Here is a 16,425-nt window from a genome sequence, read left to right on the forward strand (position 1 = left end):
TTCGGCACCGTGCGAGGCGCGCAAGAATCGGGTCGCCTGCGGGCGGCCCTTTTTTATATCAGGAGCGGCGCAGGCCGGTGTCCGGTGTTGCCTGTCCGTCCCGGACCGCGGTGCGACGGTCATGCTGTTTGCGCCAGCGCGCGAGCGCGTCATCGACGAGTGTGTAGACGACCGGAATCACGAGCAGGCTCAGGAAGGTCGAGGTGACCAGTCCGCCGATGACGGCGATCGCCATCGGCGCGCGGAAGGAGGGGTCGACACCGATGCCGAGCGCGATCGGCAACATGCCGGCACCCATCGCGATGGTGGTCATGATGATGGGGCGGGCGCGCTTGCGGCAGGCGTCGATCACTGCGTCGAGGCGGGACATACCTTGGTCGCGGCGCGCAACGATCGCGTACTCGACCAGCAGGATGGAGTTCTTGCTCGTGACCCCCATCAGCATGATGAGACCGATCAGGGAGGGGAGCGAGAAGCTGCTATCCGCCAGGATGAGGGCGACGAAGGCGCCACCCAGCGCCAGCGGCAGCGCCGCGAGGATGCTTAATGGCTGCGTAAACTCGCGGAACAGCAGCACGAGGACGACGTAGATGCACAGCACCCCGGTGAGCATGGCGATGCCGAAGCTCGTGAAGAGGGTGCGCATTTCGTCGGCATCGCCGACCGGTTGCCAGGAGATGCCCGCGGGGAGCGCTTGCAGTGCGGGCAATGCGCGCACATCCGCCTCGACCTCGCCCATCGGACGGGATGTGAGTTCGATGTCGAAATTGATGTTGCGGCGCCGGTCGAAACGCGCGATCTCGGAAGGGCCGCTTTCGATTCCGATGTCGGCGACATTGCCGAGCATCACGTTGCCTTGGCCGCCGGGGACGGGCAGGCGTGCGAGGAGGTCGATGTCGCTGCGTGCGGCCTCAGGAAGCCGGACGACGATGGGGACCTGACGCTCGGACAGGTTCAGCTTGGCGAGTCCGAAGTCGTAATCCCCGGCGGTGGCGATGCGCAGGGAGTCCGAGATTGCCGCCGCCGTGACGCCGAGATCGGCGGCGCGGGCGAAGTTCGGCCGGACGACCACTTCCGGCCGCACCAGGCTTGCGCTCGACGTGATGTTGCCGACGTCGTGGATCGTGCGCAGCTCCCGTTCGACCTGACGCGCGATCCGGGACAGCATCTCGGCGTCGTCGCCGACGACCGTGAATACATATTTTTCGCCGCTGCCGCCCAGGCCGACGCGTACGCGAACGCCGGGCAGGGAGTGCAATGCCTCGCGCAATTGCGCCTCGATCTGCTGTTTGCTGACCGTGCGTTCGTTTCGCGGGGTGAGGTTGATCGTCAGGGATGCCTTGCGCACTTCCGGGGCCCCGCCTGCCGTGAAGGCGTCGGTCCCGGCGGTGCCGCCCCCGATTGCCGTATACACGCGCTTGACGTGCTCGTTGCGCTCGAGGATCTCGCGCGCCTGCTCCGCCACGCGGTAGGTGTCGCGGAAGCGGCTGCCCGGCGGCAGTTCGACCGAAACGAGCGTCTGGGCGAGATCGTCGGGTGGCATGAAGGCCGTGGGCAGGAGCGGGATCAGTGCCAGGGATCCGGCGAAGAAGCCGAGCGCGGCGAGCATCGTCAGCCAGCGCCGGCGCAGGCAGGCGCGTACCCATCCAAGGTACAGGGTCGTGGGGCGGCCTTCCTGCGTCTGATGCGCCATCGGCCGCAGCAGATACGCCGACATCATCGGCGTCAGCATGCGTGCGACGAGCAGCGAGGCCATCACGGCGAGCGCCGCGGTCCATCCGAACTGCTTGAAGAACTTGCCCGATACGCCGCTCATGAAGGCGGTGGGCAGGAACACGGCGACGAGCGTGAAAGTGGTGGCGATGACCGCGAGCCCGATCTCGTCGGCCGCTTCCATCGCGGCCTGATAGGGCGTCTTGCCCATGCGCAGGTGGCGCACGATGTTCTCGATCTCGACGATCGCGTCGTCGACGAGAATGCCGATCACGAGCGAGATCGAGAGCAGCGTCACGACGTTGATCGAGAAGCCGAGGTATTCGATGCCGATCAGCGCGGGTAGCACCGAGAGCGGGAGGGCCGTCGCGGCGACGAAGGTGGCGCGCCAGTCGCGCAGGAAGAACCACACGACGATGACCGCGAGGATGGCGCCCTCGGCCAGCAGCCACAGCGAGCCGTGGTAGCCTTCGCGCACCGGATCGACGAAGTTGTACGCCTCGCGGAACGTGATGTCGGGGTGCGTCGCGGACAGCTCGTGGATGCGGCGGGCGACGCCCTCGGCGACCTCGATCTCGCCTGCGCCGCGTGCGCGCACGATCTCGAAGCCGACCACCGGTTTGCCGTCGAGGAGGGCGGCAGAGCGTCGCTCCGCCACGGTGTCCTCGAGCCGGCCGAGGCTGCCGAGGCGCACGTGGCGGCCGTCGCTGAGCACGATGTCCATGTCCGCGAGTTCGGCGGCACTCAGCGCGGTGGCGAGCGTCCTGACGGCCTGCTCGCCGCTGCCCAGTTCCGTGCGCCCGCCCGACGATTCGAGCTGGATGCGCCGCAACTGGCGGGATATGTCGGCAACCGTGACGTTGAGCGCGAGCAGGCGCGCGGGGTCGAGCTCCAGGCGCACCTCGCGCGTGGCTCCGCCGACTCGCGTGATCTGTCCGACGCCGGGCACGGACAGGAGAGCCTTTGCGACGGTGTTGTCGACGAACCAGGACAGGGCTTCCTCGTCCTGCGTCGCGGAGCCGACCGTGTAGGTGACGATGGGCAGGCCCGACAGGTTGAAGCGCTGGATCACCGGATCGCGCAGATCGCTCGGCAGGTCGGAGCGGACGCGCGAGAATGCGTCGCGCACGTCGTCGACCGCTTCCTGCGTCGGCTTTTCGAGACGAAACTCGGTGGTGATCGTCGCGACGCCATCCTGGATGCGGGTGTAGATGTGCTTGACGCCCTGCAGTGTCGCGATCGAGTTCTCGACCTTGCGCGCGACTTCAGTCTCGAGCTGTGCCGGCGCAGCGCCGGGGAGGCTCGCGCTCAGGACGACGGTCGGGAGGTCGATGTCCGGGAAGTTCTGCACCTTCATGCGCGAGAACGAAAGCATGCCGAGCAGGCTCAGCATGATGAAGAGCAGCACGCCCGGAACGGGGTTGCGGATCGACCATGACGAGACATTCATGGCCGGTGCCTCACTGCTGCGGCGAGGCGGCCGGCGTGGCTGCCGTTACCTCGACCAGATCGCCATCGTTCAGGAAGCCCACGCCGCTCTGGACAAAGTGTTCGCCGTCGGCAATACCGGACACGATCTCGATGCGATCACCGCGACGGCGGCCGGGCGCCACGCGTACCTGCGTCAGCTTCTTGTCCGGGCCTACCCGGAAGACGTAGGTGAATCCATCGCGCAGGAGTACGGCCGATTGCGGCAGGCTCAGCACATGGGGAGTGTCCTGGGCCGCCGGGGTGATTTCGCCACTTGCGAACATGCCCGACTTCGCGGCGCTTTCGGCGAGATCGACATAGACGATTCCGTTGCGCGTCTGCGGGTCGATCGATGGCGCAATGCTGCGCACACGGCCATCGATGGTTTCGCCGCTGGCCAGTTTCAGCTTCGCCGCGTCGCCGGAGCGAATCTGGCCGATATCGTCCGCCGCGACCTCCGCACGCCATTCGAGGCGTCCTTGCAGGATGAGGCGGTAGAGTTCCTGTCCTGCCTGCGGGACGGTTCCCATTGTCGCGGCGCGCCCGGATATGAGCGCGTCGTCGGGGGCGAGGATGCGGGTCTGGCGGACGCGCAGTTCAGCCAGCTGGACGCGTGCCGCGGCGAGTTCGATGCGCGACTTCGCGGTCTGTTCGGCCGTCAGGTATTGCGTGACCTGCTGTTGGCTCATCATGCCCGTCGGCTGGAAGCGCCGGGCGCGGTCGCCGTTGGCGCGGGCTTCGGCGTGCATGGCCCGCGCCTCCTGGAGTTGGGCGCGGGCCTGGGCGAGGTCGGCCTGCACGACGGCGTCGTCGAGGGTCACCAGTATCTGACCCTTCCTGACCCGGTCGCCGACGTTCGCGTGTACCTGCGCGATGCGCAGTCCCCCGATCTCGCTGCCGACGATCGTCTCCTGCCACGCGGCCACATTGCCGGTCGCGGGAATCGATCGGCTCCAAGCGACCGGCTGCGGGCTGGTGACTTCGACGGTGAGGGCTGGCCGTGCAGCGGACGTCGCGGCGGTGGGGGGGGGCTGCGGCGTGTCGGCATTCGGGGCGCTGCACGCCCCGAGGATGGCGAGCGCGGCGGCCGGCAACAACGCTGCCAGCCGTTCGGAATGTTGGCGTTTCATCGCGGCAGGGGCTCCCCTGGGGCTGCTGGATATCACCGCTCCTCGCGTGACGCTGGGGGGTGATGCGTCTTGGTACGCAAGCGGCGTGTGGGCCGGAGAACTGCCGTACGACGCTCGATAACGGCATATTTAGCCCTCTTGTGCGCGGCTTGGCAACCGCGCGCTGTGGCTCGCGCGGTTGTCGCCCCGCCATGGGGCCGTCATGGCGGGGACTGCGCGTTCAGGCGTCGGCCTGCAGTTCTCTGGGCAGCGGGAAGGTGACGCGCTCGGGAACGCCTTCGAGGGTTCGCACCGGGCCGCCGCCGAGTGCCTTGAGGCGCTCGATGACGGCATCGACAAGCACTTCCGGCGCCGAGGCGCCGGCGGTCACGCCGATGCGCTTCCTGCCCTCGAGCCAGGCCGGGTCGATGCCGTCGGCGTTGTCGATGAGATGGGCGGGCACGCCGAGCAGTTCGGCCACTTCGCGCAGGCGGTTGGAGTTCGAGCTGTTGCGCGAGCCGACGACGAAGACGATGTCGACGCGCGGCGCCATGAACTTCACGGCGTCCTGCCGGTTCTGCGTCGCGTAGCAGATGTCGTCCTTCTTCGGTCCGACGATGGCCGGGAAGCGTTCGCGCAGGGCGGCAACGAGGGTGGCCGCGTCGTCCACCGAAAGGGTGGTCTGGGTGACGTAGGCGAGCATTTCGGGGTCGGCGACGTTCAGCGCGGCGACGTCTTCGACTTTTTCGACAAGGTGGATGCCGTCCTTCACCTGGCCCATCGTGCCTTCGACCTCGGGGTGGCCCTTGTGCCCGATCATGACGATCTCGCGCCCCTGCTCGCGCATGCGGGCGACTTCGATATGCACCTTGGTGACGAGCGGGCAGGTGGCGTCGAACACGCGCAGGCCGCGCTTCTCGGCCTCGGCGCGCACCGTTTGCGGCACGCCGTGGGCGCTGAAGATGACGGTGTTGCCCGCGGGCACCTCGTCGAGCTCTTCGACGAACACGGCACCCTTGGCGCGCAGGCTGTCGACGACGAACTTGTTGTGCACGACTTCATGGCGCACGTAGATCGGTGCGCCGAAGCGTTCCAGCGCGCGCTCGACGATTTCGATCGCCCGTTCCACCCCGGCGCAGAAGCCGCGCGGGTTGGCGAGCAGGATTTCAGGGTCGTTCATTATGGTCTCTGTGTCGGGGTCGGGGCGCGTGGTGCGTCAGAGCACGCCGATGATGTCCACCTCGAAGCGGATGGTCTTGCCGGCGAGCGGGTGGTTGAAATCGACGATCGCGCGGACGTCGTCGATCTCGCGCACGAGGCCCGAGTAACGGGTGCCGTCCGGTGCGCCGAACTCCATGATCGTCATCGGTTCGATCTCCTCGTCGGGCATGTGTTCGCGCTTGACGTGTTCGACGAGGTCCGGGTTGTAGGGGCCGAAGGCCTGTTCCGGCGCCAGCGTGAATTGCTGGCGGGTGCCGACTTCGAGGCCTTCGAGCACGCGCTCGAGGCTCGGGAGGAGATCGCCGCAGCCGAGCTGCAGCGTCGCGGGCGTGCCCTCGAAGGTGCTGATGAGCGGCTGGCCATTTTCCAGTGCGATGCAGTAATGCAGGGTTACGAGGCTGTTCGGTTGGACGGTCTGCGTCACGAGGGGTTCTCCGGAGTGGTGTTGCGCGGTGCGCGGAACTGCGCCCACAGCATCAGGGCGACGCCGACGGTGATCGCCGCGTCCGCCACGTTGAAGGCCGGCCAGCCATAGCGACCGATGTGGAAATAGAGGAAATCGACGACGGCGCCGTGCACGAGGCGGTCGATCACGTTGCCCAGCGCCCCGCCGATCAGCAGGCTGAAGGCGAGCGGCAGGAGCGTCTCGCGCTGGTGCTGGCGCAGCAGCGCGAGGAGCCAGCCGCACACGCCCAGGGCGAGGACGACGAAGAACCAGCGCTGCCAGCCGGAGTGGTCGGCGAGGAAGCTGAACGCCGCGCCCGGGTTGTAGACCAGCACGAGCTGGAAGAAGCCCGTCACCGGAATGGCCTCGCCGAATTCGAGCTTCGACAGCACGAGCCATTTCGTCAGCTGGTCCAGGCCGATCACCAGCGCCGCGAGTTCGAGCCAGCCGAAGAAGCGGCGCGTCAGCGCGGGGGCGCCGCGGGCCGCTTGCGGGGCTGCGGCGGATTCACGCATGGACGCGCGTTTCTCCGGCACCGAACAGGTTGTCGTGGCAGCGGCCGCACAGTTCCGGGTGGTCGGCGTGGCTGCCGACGTCCGCGCGGAAGTGCCAGCAACGGCCGCACTTGGCGTGCGCCGACGAGCCCGCGTCGACGCCCTCGGTCGCCTCGTCGGCGGCGCGCACGAGCTCGGCACGCGAGGTGATCAGCACGAAGCGCAGATCGTCGCCGAGGCTCGCCAGCGCGTCGTACGTCGCGCCGCTCGCGCGCACGACGACTTCGGCCTGCAGCGAAGAGCCGATCCTGCCTTCGGTGCGCAGGCCTTCGAGGACCTTCTGCACCTTCGCGCGCTCCTCGCGGATCAGCGTCCAGCGGGCGACCAGCGCCTCGCTGTCGGTGAGTGCGGGCAGTTCGTGCCAAGTGTGCAGCATGACGCTGTCTTCACTGTTCTTGCCGATGAGGTGCCAGATTTCCTCGGCGGTGAAGGCGAGGATCGGCGCCATCATGCGGGTGATCGCCTGGGTGATGTGCCACAGCGCGGTCTGCGCGGCGCGGCGCGCGCGCGAGTCCGCCTGGGTGGTGTACAGGCGGTCCTTGAGGATGTCGAGGTAGAACGCGCCGAGGTCTTCCGCGGCGAAGTTCTGCAGCGCCTGGACGATCTTGTGGAATTCGTAGCGCGCGTAGTCGCCGGTGACCTGTTCCTGCAGGCGCTGCGTGAGTGCGAGGGCGTAGTGGTCGATGTCTAGCCACTGCTCGACCGGCACGCCGTCCTTCTCGATGTCGAAGTCGGCGGTGTTGGCGAGCAGGAAGCGCAGGGTGTTGCGCAGGCGGCGATAGACTTCGACGACGCGGTCGAGGATCTCCTTCGAGATCGTCAGCTCGCCCGAGTAGTCCGTCGCGGCGACCCACAGGCGCAGGATTTCGGCGCCGAGCTTGTCGGAGACTTCCTGCGGCGCGACCACGTTGCCCTTGGACTTCGACATCTTCTTGCCCTGGCCGTCGACGACGAAGCCGTGGGTCAGCAGGCCGTCGTAGGGGGCGCGGCCGTCGACCGCGCAGCCGGTGAGCAGCGACGAGTGGAACCAGCCGCGGTGCTGGTCCGAGCCTTCGAGGTAGAGGTCGGCGGGCCAGCGGCTGACGTCGGCGTGCGAGCCGCGCAGCACCGTCCAGTGCGTGGTGCCGGAGTCGAACCAGACGTCGAGCGTGTCGCGCATCTTGTCGTACTGCGCGGCCTCGGCGCCGAGGAGTTCGGTCGGGTCGAGCTTGAACCAGGCGTCGATGCCTTCCTTCTCGACGCGCTTGGCGACGTCTTCGAGCAGTTCGAGGCTCCTCGGATGCGGCTCGCCGGTTTCCTTGTCGAGGAACAGCGGGATCGGCACACCCCAGTTGCGCTGGCGCGACACGCACCAGTCGGGGCGGTTGGCGATCATCGAGTGCAGGCGGGCCTTGCCCCAGGACGGGAAGAACTGGGTCTCGTCGATGGCCTTGAGGGCCAGTTCGCGCAGCGTCGGCGCGCCCGGCTCGACCGCGTCGCGGCCGGGCAGGCGGTCCATACCGACGAACCATTGCGTCGTGGCGCGGTAGATCACCGGCGTCTTGTGGCGCCAGCAGTGCATGTAGCTGTGCGTGAGGTTGCCCGAGGCGAACAGGCTGCCGACCTCGGCGAGCTTCTCGACGATCTTGGGGTTGGCGTCCCACACCGACAGGCCGCCGAAGAAGGGCAGGCTTTCGTGGAACACGCCGTCGCCCTGCACCGGGTTGAGGATGTCGTCGTTGCGCATGCCGTAGCGCATGCAGGACTGGAAGTCGTCCAGGCCGTAGGCGGGCGCGCTATGCACGATGCCGGTACCGGCGTCGGCCGCGACGTAGTCGCCGAGGAAGACGGGCGAGACGCGGTCGTAGAACGGGTGGCGGAACTGGATGCGATCGAGCGCGACGCCGCGGGCGGCGGCGAGCACGCGGCCGTCGAGCTGGTAGCGTTCGAGGGCCGATGCGCGCAGCTCGGCGGCAAGGATCAGCAGGCCCTTCGGCGTTTCGATCAGTTCGTACATCAGTTCGGGATGCACGTTGAGCGCCTGATTGGACGGAATCGTCCAGGGCGTCGTGGTCCAGATCACGATGTGGACGGGCTGCTCGGGCAGCGAGTCGAGACCGAAGGCGCGCGCGAGCTTGTCACGTTCGCTGTCGGCAAGCGGGAAGCCGACGTCGATCGCCGGCGATTTCTTGTCCTGGTATTCCACTTCGGCCTCGGCGAGCGCCGAGCCGCAGTCGAAGCACCAGTTCACCGGCTTCAGGCCCTTGAACAGGAAGCCCTTGCGGTACATCTCGCCGAGCGCGCGGATCTCGTCGGCCTCGTTGGAGAACTGCATCGTGCGGTAGGGGTTATCCCAGTCGCCGAGCACGCCGAGGCGGATGAAGTCCTTCTTCTGGCGCTCGATCTGCTCGCCCGCATACTCGCGGCACAGTTCGCGCGCGCGATCGGCCGGCAGGTGCTTGCCGTGCTGCTTCTCGATCTGGTGCTCGATCGGCAGGCCGTGGCAGTCCCAGCCCGGCACATAGGGGGCGTCGAAGCCCGCCATGGTCTTCGAGCGGACGATGATGTCCTTGAGGATCTTGTTTACCGCGTGCCCGATGTGGATGTCGCCGTTCGCGTACGGGGGGCCGTCGTGCAGGATGAACTTCGGGCGGCCGGCCGCGGCCTTGCGGATCTTCTGGTAGAGCTTCTTCTGCTGCCATGCGGCGATCCAGCCCGGCTCCCGCTTGGCGAGGTCGCCGCGCATCGGGAAGGGGGTGTCGGGCAGGTTGAGCGTCTTGCGGTAGTCAGCCATGGTGGGTTCGGGCCTTGGTGGCGATCAGGGGCAATTGGAGGGGCGGATGGGATTGTCGGCGAACCAGGCGCGGGCGTCGGCCGCGTCCTTGGCGATCTGGGCCTTGAGCGCATCGAGGGAAGCGAACTTCGCCTCGTCGCGCAACTTGTTGAGGAAATGCACGCGCAGGTGGGCGTCGTAACAGTCGCGGTTCCAGTCGAAGAGGTGCACTTCGAGCGTGGGCTTGCCGGCACTGGTCACGGACGGCCGCACGCCGATGTTGGCGACGCCGGCGACCGGCGTCTCGCCGAGGCCTTCGACGCTGACCGCGAACACGCCCGCGAGCGCGGGGCGGCGGTGCTTCATCTGGATGTTGGCAGTCGGGAAGCCGAGCTGGCGGCCGATCCGATCGCCGCGGATCACGCGGCCGGCGATGCTGTAGGGGCGCCCGAGCAGGCGCGCGGCGTGGGCGAGATCGCCTTCGGCGAGCGCCTCGCGCACGGCCGAGCTGGATGCGCGCTCGCCGGCCACGTCGAGCGTGTGCATCGCCTCGACGGCGAAACCTTGTTGCGCGCCGCGTGCCTTCAGCAGCGCGAAGTCGCCCTGGCGGCGCGCGCCGAAGCGGAAGTCGTCGCCGATGATGAGGTGGCGCACGCCGAGACCACGCACGAGGATGTCGTCGATGAACTGGTCGGCGGTCACTGCAGCGAAACGGGCGTCGAAACGGCAGACATGCACGCGGTCGACGCCGGCCGCGGCGAGGAGCAGCAGCTTCTCGCGCAGCGAGGCGAGTCGGGCCGGGGCGTCATCGGGCGAGAAGTATTCACGCGGATGGGGCTCGAACGTCATCACCACCGCCGGCAGCGACATTGCGCGCGCGGTGTCGATGAGCATCTGGAGCAGCGCCTGGTGGCCGCGATGCACGCCGTCGAAGTTGCCGATGGTGAGCACCGAAGGTTGTGCGGCGTGCCCGGGAATCCCGCGAAAAACCTGCATAACCGCCTGAAAAAAGCCGTAATTATAACGGCAACGCGCCCGCTCTGGGGGGGGGCGGGCGCAGACGGTGCTTGCGGGTGCTGTGGGCGCAGGAGGCGGTCGCCGGTGCCGCCTTCAGGGCCGGTTCCGGCGAATCAGTCGAGCTGTGCGATCTTGGTGCGGCCGAGCGGCGGGTTGTCGCGGAAATAGATCCGCAGGCCGCGCAGGATCGCGTTCGCCATCTTGTCCTGGTAGGCGTCGTCGTTGAGCCGCTGCTCTTCCTCGGGATTGCTGATGAACGCCGTTTCGACGAGGATGGACGGGATGTCCGGGGCCTTCAGCACGGCAAAGCCGGCCTGTTCGACGTGCGCCTTGTGCAGCTTGTTGATGTCGCCCAGCTCGTTGAGCACGGCCTTGCCCAGCTTGAGGCTGTCGTTGATCGTCGCGGTCTGCGACAGGTCGAGCAGCGTGCGGGCGAGGTGGCCGTCCTGCTTGGCGAGATTTACGCCGCCGATCAGGTCGGCGTCGTTTTCCTTCTGCGCGAGCCAGCGCGCGGCCGAGCTCGATGCACCGCTTTCGGACAGGACGAAGACGGAACTGCCGCGCGCATCGGGGCGCACGAAGGCGTCGGCGTGGATCGACACGAAGAGGTCGGACTGTACGCGCCGCGCGCGCGTGACGCGCTGGCCGAGCGGTACGAAATAGTCGCCGTCGCGCGTGAGCACCGCACGCATGTTCGGTTCGGCGTCGATCTTCTGCTTGAGGCGGCGTGCGATCGACAGCGTGACGTTCTTTTCGAAGCTGCCGCGTGCGCCGACCGCACCCGGATCTTCGCCGCCGTGGCCGGGGTCGAGCACGATGGTGACGAGGCGGTTGGCGGCCGGGCGCGTGGAACGCCGGGTGCCGGATGCCTGCTCGGCGGGGCTGGGGCGCGCGATCTGTGCGGGCGCGTCGGCGGAAGTCTGTGCGTCGCCCGTCTGTCCCGCCGCGGCATCCATCGGCGAGGACTTCTCGATCAGGGCGAGCAGCGGATCGACCGGTGTCGTCGGGTACAGGTCGACCACGAGGCGGTGGCCGTAGTTGCCGACCGGTGCCAGCGTGAACACCTGCGGGTTGATCTCGCTCTTCAGTTCGACGACCAGGCGCACGACCCCGGGCCGGTTGCGGCCGGCGCGGATCAGCTTGATGTACGGGTCGGAGTCGAGCACCTTGGACGGCAGCGACTGCAGCACGCTGTCGAACTCGACCCCTTCGAGGTCGACGACGAGGCGGTGCGGATCGGTGACCAGCAGGTGGGTGAACTTGAGCTGCGAGTTCCCTTCGATCGTGACGCGGGTGTATTCCGCCGCGGGCCACACGCGCACCGCGAGGAGGCTGGTCGCGGCCATGCCGACCGGGCTGACCAGCAGTGCCAGCGTCGCGCCGGCGAATTTCAGCAGGTCGCGTCGCGTCACGCCGGGCGCGGCAGTCATGTCGGGTTCCGGCTCAGCTCCGAATCCAGTTTGCGTATGCATGTCTGTCCTGCCTCCGTCAGTGCCAGCGCTTCGAGGCGCCGGCCCGGGCCGGATACGGTGAGGCGGATTTCGAGGTCCGGTGCGGCAATGTAAGGCGCCGCCTTGTCCGGCCATTCGACCAGACATACCCCGTTTCCGTCGAAATATTCGTCCAGCCCTGCTTCCAGATATTCTTCTGGGACTGCGAAGCGATAAAAATCAAAGTGATATAAGTGTAATCTAGAAACAAGATAAGGTTCAATCAAGGTGTACGTCGGACTTTTTACCTTTCCGTCGTGACCGAGGGCACGCAGCACCCCGCGCACCAGGGTTGTCTTGCCGGCACCGAGGTCGCCGCGCAGGTAGATGACGAGGCCCACGCGCAGGGCCGCTGCAAGGGCTGCGCCCGCGCTTGCGGTGTCGGATTCGTCGTCGAGGTGCGCCGTGAGCGGGCTGCTATCATCTGCCCGGTGATGAACGTGAATCATGATGAAGTCCCTGCGGATGTCGCTCCCGACGCGTCCCTGAGCGCGCTCGTCGGGCGGATGAAGGTGTGGGCCGGCGAGCTGGGCTTCGCCGATCTCGCCGTGTCCGGTGTGGATCTGTCGTCGGCCGAGCCCGGCCTCGAAGCCTGGCTTGCGGACGGTTTCCACGGAGACATGGATTATATGGCGCGGCACGGCATGATGCGGGCGCGCCCGGCGGAACTGGTGCCGGGCACGCTGCGGGTCGTGAGCGTGCGCATGAATTACTGGCCGCAGGCGGCCGACGCGCAAGCCGCGCTGGACGACCCGCAGCGCGCCTACGTGTCGCGCTACGCGCTGGGGCGCGATTACCACAAGCTGATGCGTAACCGCCTGCAGAAGCTCGCGGAGCGCATCGCCGCCGAGGCGCCGCACGGTTTCCGCGTGTTCGTCGATTCCGCGCCGGTGCTCGAGGTCGAACTCGCGAGCCGGTCGGGACTCGGCTGGCGCGGCAAGCACACCTTGCTGCTGAACCGCCGCGCCGGCTCGTACTTCTTCCTCGGCGAGATCTTCACCGACCTGCCGCTGCCGCTCGACGCACCCGAGACGCCGCATTGCGGCAGCTGCCGCGCCTGCCTGGACGCGTGCCCGACCGGTGCGATCGTCGCGCCCTATCGGGTGGACGCACGGCGTTGCATCTCCTACCTGACGATCGAGCTCAAGGGCGCGATTCCGGAGGCGCTGCGGCCGCTGATCGGCAACCGCATCTACGGCTGCGACGACTGCCAGCTCGCGTGTCCGTGGAACCGCTTCGCGCGACTCGGCGCCGAAGCGGACTTCGCGCCGCGCCACCGTCTCGACGAGGCGAGTCTGGTCGAGCTGTTTGCGTGGAGCGAGAGCGAGTTCCGGGACCGGATGGCGGGCAGCGCGATCCATCGCATCGGCTTCGAGCGCTGGTCGCGCAATCTCGCGGTGGCGCTGGGCAACGCGCCCGGCACGCCGGCGGTGCTGGCCGCGCTGCGGGCGCGGGCGGACGACCCATTGGAACTCGTGCGCGAGCATGTCGCCTGGGCTCTGGAGCGGCACGGGCTACGGCAGGGGTGAGCTTGCGGTAAAATCCGTTTTTGTCCCGACCTGGTTTCTGCATTGGACTCCTCCCGACCCATAGGCGTATTCGATTCCGGCATCGGCGGACTGACCGTCGTGCGTGCCCTGATGGAGCGCCTGCCGCTCGAGCGCATCGTGTATTTCGGCGACACCGCGCGGGTGCCCTACGGCGTCAAGTCGGTCGCGACCATCGAACACTTCACCGCGCAGATCACCGAATTCCTGCTGCAGCAGGACGTCAAGATGCTGATCGTCGCGTGCAACACGATGGCGGCGGTGGCAGCCGACGTGGTGCGGCGCCTGGCGCGCGACATCCCGGTGCTCGACGTGATCGAGGCGGGCGCGCATGCGGCCGTCGCAGAGTCGAACGGGCGCGGGATCGGCGTGATCGGCACGCCGACGACGATCAACAGCAATGCCTACGCGCGGCGCATCCATGCGCTGGATCCCGGCGTGCGAGTGTATTCGCAGGCCTGCCCGCTGTTCGTGCCGCTGGTCGAGGAGGGCTGGCTGGATCATCCGGTGACGCGGCTGACGGCGCAGGAATACCTTAAGCCGGTGCTCGCCGAGGAGGTCGGCAGCCTCGTTCTCGGCTGCACGCACTATCCGCTGCTGAAGCCGCTGCTGCGCGATGTCGTCGGCCCAGGCGTGCGGCTGGTCGACTCCGCGATCACGACGGCCGAGCTGGCGGCCGCCAAGCTGCTGGAACTCGGCATCGCCAGCACTCACGCAGGGCCGACGGCCTATCGCTTCGTCGTCACCGATGTGCCCTTGCGCTTCCAGACGATAGGCGAGCGCTTTCTCGGGCGCTCGCTCGGCACCGTTGAAAAGGTCGAGTGGTAGGTCCGCCCCGGGCCGTCAGCGCTCGGGGCCGGTTGCTATCGGGCGCGCCGGATCGGCGCACCATTCGCTCCACGAGCCGGCGTAGAGACGCGAGCCGGTCAGTCCCGCGGATTCCATCGCCAGCAGGTTGTGGCAGGCGGTGACGCCCGAGCCGCACTGGTGCACGACGCGGTGGGCGTCGCCGCCCTTCAGCAGCGCGCCGAATTCCTCGCGCAGGATCGAAGCCTGTTTGAAGTGTCCGTGGCCGTCGAGATTGTCGCGGAAGAAGCGGTTGATCGCGCCGGGAATGTGCCCGCCGACGGGGTCCAGCGTCTCGTTCTCGCCGCGGTAGCGGTCCGGGCTGCGGGCGTCGATCAGCAGCATCTCCGGGTTTTTCAGGTGATCGAGGACGTAGGCCGCATCCACGACTTCGGGACGCAGCGAGACGCGGAAGGTCGCGGGAACCGGTTCGGGGACTTTTGCGGTGAGCGCCTGGCCGGCTTCCAGCCAGGCGACCAGTCCGCCGTCGAGGACCGCCGCGCAGTGGTGTCCGATCCAGCGCATCATCCACCACAGGCGCGCGGCGAACATGCCACCAGCGTCGTCATAGGCGACGACCTGGGTTTCGTTGCCGACACCCGCTCGCGCGAGGCGCTGTGCGAACGCTGCGGGATCGGGCAGCGGATGGCGGCCGTTTGTTCCCGTCAGTGGGCTCGACAGGTCTTCGTCGATGTGCAGGAAGCGCGCGCCCGGAATATGGGCGCGGGCGTAGACGTCGCGGCCGAAGTCACGGTTCGCGAGATCGTGGCGGCAGTCGAAGATCACCCAGTCGGGATCGTCGATGTGCTGGGCGAGCTCGTGGGCGCTGATCAGCGTGCTGTAGGACGCGGAACAGCAGGAAGCGGAACTGCTCACTGTGCGGGCTCCTCGGTCGCCTCGAGCCAGGTGCGTGCATCGGTTTCGTCGTCGAAGACGAGCACTTCCGCGTCGACGAAGATCTGCGAGATCCACGCGCTCCACGTCAGCCACTGGTCCTGCGTGAGCACGGCGACGCGGCGGAAGTCGTGCGCGTGCTTGCGCGAGAACTTGATCTCCTCCCACGCGACGTCGAGCGTGAAACCCGCCATTTCGCGCAGATCGAACAGCAGGCTCACCGGGCCCTCGAACTGGATCTTGTAATTGACCAGTTCTTCGAACTCCTTGTAGTCCGCGAGCGTGAATTCGCCGAACACGGCAACGGCGACCAGGTTGGGGCGATGGTCCGTTGTGATCATGACTGCCTCCGCATGGCGACTGGATTATGCAGACTACTATATCCCCGGGCGGTAGCCGCTTCAATCGGGGCTGCGGCCTCCGGGGGCCGCGCCGGCGGGAAGCGCTTGCGGCGCCGGGCGCGAGGCGACCGACACGGCCGCGCCGCTGGCGATGATCAGTACGACGGCGATCCATGCGTCGAGCGGGAGGATTTCGTCCCACAGCAGGACGCCGAAAAGGCTCGAGAAGATCACCGTAGTGTAGGCCAGATTGGCCGCGACGATGGTCTTGCCGAAGCGATAGGCACGGGTCATCGCGAGCTGGGCCAGTGCGCCGAACAGGCCGACGCCCGCGAGCGCCGCGCCGCCCTGCAGGTCGATGGCGCTCAGCTCGCCGGACAGCGCCCACGGGATGCCGAGCAGGGTCGTGATCGCCGAGAACCACAGCACCGTCCGCGCCTCGGGCTCCCCGGCGCGGCCGAGTTCGCGCACGTTGATGTAGGCCAGGCTCGCGACGAGGCCGGAGCCGAGGCCGGCGCAGGCGCCCAGCCACTGTGCGGCCTGCAGCGTCGGCTTGAGCAGCAGGATGACGCCGACGAAACCCAGTGCGACCGACGCGATCACCGGGCCGCGCAGGCGCTCGCGGAACCATAGGGCGAGCAGCAGAGCGACGAAGATCGGCGACGTGTAATTGAGCGTAACGGCCGTCGCCAGCGGCAGGGCGCTGATCGCGTAGAAGTAGCACATCAGCGCCGCACAGCCGGACAGTGCGCGGGTGATCTGCAGCCGCCAGTGCGGCGTGTGCAGCGGCACGCCCTGGATGCGCGCGATGAGCGCGACGACCAGCAGGCCGACGAAACCGCGGTAGAACACGAGTTCCCCGGTGGAGAACGTGCCGGCGCCGAGCTTGACGCACACCCCCATGCAGGCGAAGAGGAGGCTGGCGACGATCATCCAGAGGGATTGCATGGCGGCTTGTTGCAGTGCAGCGAAAAGCGGTATTGAACCACATGCGGGCCGGGTGCGCGAGCGCGGGGAGGGATGGTC

14 protein-coding genes are annotated in these 16,425 nt (G+C 67.7%); 2 read left to right on the forward strand and 12 right to left on the reverse strand.

Annotation, left to right across the window (positions count from 1 at the left end; all coding sequences use genetic code 11):
• Positions 1 to 58: 58 nt before the first annotated feature.
• From BW991_RS13165 to tsaE, 9 genes are all read right to left on the reverse strand, one after another.
• Positions 59 to 3,163, reverse strand: coding sequence for an efflux RND transporter permease subunit (locus tag BW991_RS13165; RefSeq protein ID WP_076602573.1), 3,105 nt, complete (start codon positions 3,161 to 3,163; stop codon positions 59 to 61).
• Between the two features lie 10 nt (positions 3,164 to 3,173).
• On the reverse strand, positions 3,174 to 4,280 hold the full coding sequence (locus tag BW991_RS13170; RefSeq protein WP_244551689.1) for an efflux RND transporter periplasmic adaptor subunit: 1,107 nt from the start codon (positions 4,278 to 4,280) through the stop codon (positions 3,174 to 3,176).
• 253 nt (positions 4,281 to 4,533) lie between these two features.
• Positions 4,534 to 5,472 carry a 4-hydroxy-3-methylbut-2-enyl diphosphate reductase gene (gene ispH / locus BW991_RS13175; protein ID WP_076602575.1) on the reverse strand — a complete coding sequence of 313 codons (939 nt, stop codon included), beginning with the start codon at positions 5,470 to 5,472 and terminating at the stop codon, positions 4,534 to 4,536.
• A gap of 36 nt (positions 5,473 to 5,508) precedes the next feature.
• Positions 5,509 to 5,937, reverse strand: coding sequence for an FKBP-type peptidyl-prolyl cis-trans isomerase (locus BW991_RS13180; protein WP_076602576.1), 429 nt, complete (start codon positions 5,935 to 5,937; stop codon positions 5,509 to 5,511).
• Positions 5,934 to 6,473, reverse strand: coding sequence for a signal peptidase II (lspA, locus tag BW991_RS13185; protein WP_212566895.1), 540 nt, complete (start codon positions 6,471 to 6,473; stop codon positions 5,934 to 5,936). The genes BW991_RS13180 and lspA overlap by 4 nt, the downstream gene beginning before the upstream one ends.
• Complete coding sequence (ileS, locus tag BW991_RS13190; RefSeq protein ID WP_076602577.1) at positions 6,466 to 9,285, reverse strand: isoleucine--tRNA ligase; 2,820 nt, start codon at positions 9,283 to 9,285, stop codon at positions 6,466 to 6,468. Before ileS ends, lspA begins: the two co-directional genes overlap by 8 nt.
• A gap of 24 nt (positions 9,286 to 9,309) precedes the next feature.
• Positions 9,310 to 10,260 (reverse strand): bifunctional riboflavin kinase/FAD synthetase, encoded by a 951-nt coding sequence (locus BW991_RS13195; protein ID WP_076602578.1) that lies wholly within the window; start codon positions 10,258 to 10,260, stop codon positions 9,310 to 9,312.
• Positions 10,261 to 10,394: 134 nt separating this feature from the next.
• A complete protein-coding gene (locus BW991_RS13200; protein WP_170879100.1) occupies positions 10,395 to 11,711 on the reverse strand; it encodes an N-acetylmuramoyl-L-alanine amidase in 1,317 nt (438 codons plus the stop codon).
• Positions 11,708 to 12,220, reverse strand: a complete 513-nt coding sequence (gene tsaE / locus BW991_RS13205) for a tRNA (adenosine(37)-N6)-threonylcarbamoyltransferase complex ATPase subunit type 1 TsaE (protein ID WP_076602580.1) — start codon at positions 12,218 to 12,220, stop codon at positions 11,708 to 11,710. Before tsaE ends, BW991_RS13200 begins: the two co-directional genes overlap by 4 nt.
• Here tsaE and queG point away from each other — a divergent pair.
• Entirely contained in the window at positions 12,206 to 13,300 is a 1,095-nt protein-coding gene (queG, locus tag BW991_RS13210) for a tRNA epoxyqueuosine(34) reductase QueG (RefSeq protein WP_076602581.1), read from the forward strand. The two genes, tsaE and queG, sit on opposite strands and share 15 nt — an antisense overlap.
• A 42-nt stretch (positions 13,301 to 13,342) precedes the next feature.
• Entirely contained in the window at positions 13,343 to 14,146 is an 804-nt protein-coding gene (gene murI / locus BW991_RS13215) for a glutamate racemase (protein ID WP_170879101.1), read from the forward strand.
• Positions 14,147 to 14,161: 15 nt separating this feature from the next.
• Here murI and BW991_RS13220 read toward each other — a convergent pair whose 3' ends face one another.
• The 3 genes from BW991_RS13220 to BW991_RS13230 are packed head-to-tail and all read right to left on the reverse strand — an operon-like array spanning position 14,162 to position 16,347.
• Positions 14,162 to 15,040: a sulfurtransferase gene (locus tag BW991_RS13220; protein WP_076602583.1), complete on the reverse strand. Its 879-nt coding sequence runs from the start codon at positions 15,038 to 15,040 to the stop codon at positions 14,162 to 14,164.
• On the reverse strand, positions 15,037 to 15,399 hold the full coding sequence (locus tag BW991_RS13225; protein WP_076602584.1) for a SpoIIAA family protein: 363 nt from the start codon (positions 15,397 to 15,399) through the stop codon (positions 15,037 to 15,039). Before BW991_RS13225 ends, BW991_RS13220 begins: the two co-directional genes overlap by 4 nt.
• Before the next feature lie 60 nt (positions 15,400 to 15,459).
• Entirely contained in the window at positions 15,460 to 16,347 is an 888-nt protein-coding gene (locus BW991_RS13230; RefSeq protein WP_076602585.1) for a DMT family transporter, read from the reverse strand.
• Positions 16,348 to 16,425: the final 78 nt, after the last annotated feature.

Source organism: Aromatoleum tolulyticum (genome assembly GCF_900156155.1).
In the GTDB taxonomy this organism is placed as follows: domain Bacteria; phylum Pseudomonadota; class Gammaproteobacteria; order Burkholderiales; family Rhodocyclaceae; genus Aromatoleum; species Aromatoleum tolulyticum.

Bases quoted from the DNA above. Each gene is read 5' to 3' on its own strand.
- BW991_RS13225 (WP_076602584.1), bottom strand. From the start codon at position 15,399: ATGATCACAACGGACCATCGCCCCAACCTGGTCGCCGTTGCCGTGTTC.
- BW991_RS13165 (WP_076602573.1), bottom strand. From the start codon at position 3,163: ATGAATGTCTCGTCATGGTCGATCCGCAACCCCGTTCCGGGCGTGCTG.
- lspA (WP_212566895.1), bottom strand. From the start codon at position 6,473: ATGCGTGAATCCGCCGCAGCCCCGCAAGCGGCCCGCGGCGCCCCCGCG.
- ispH (WP_076602575.1), bottom strand. From the start codon at position 5,472: ATGAACGACCCTGAAATCCTGCTCGCCAACCCGCGCGGCTTCTGCGCC.
- tsaE (WP_076602580.1), bottom strand. From the start codon at position 12,220: ATGATTCACGTTCATCACCGGGCAGATGATAGCAGCCCGCTCACGGCG.
- ileS (WP_076602577.1), bottom strand. From the start codon at position 9,285: ATGGCTGACTACCGCAAGACGCTCAACCTGCCCGACACCCCCTTCCCG.
- BW991_RS13230 (WP_076602585.1), bottom strand. From the start codon at position 16,347: ATGCAATCCCTCTGGATGATCGTCGCCAGCCTCCTCTTCGCCTGCATG.
- queG (WP_076602581.1), top strand. From the start codon at position 12,206: ATGAACGTGAATCATGATGAAGTCCCTGCGGATGTCGCTCCCGACGCG.
- BW991_RS13195 (WP_076602578.1), bottom strand. From the start codon at position 10,260: ATGCAGGTTTTTCGCGGGATTCCCGGGCACGCCGCACAACCTTCGGTG.
- BW991_RS13200 (WP_170879100.1), bottom strand. From the start codon at position 11,711: ATGACTGCCGCGCCCGGCGTGACGCGACGCGACCTGCTGAAATTCGCC.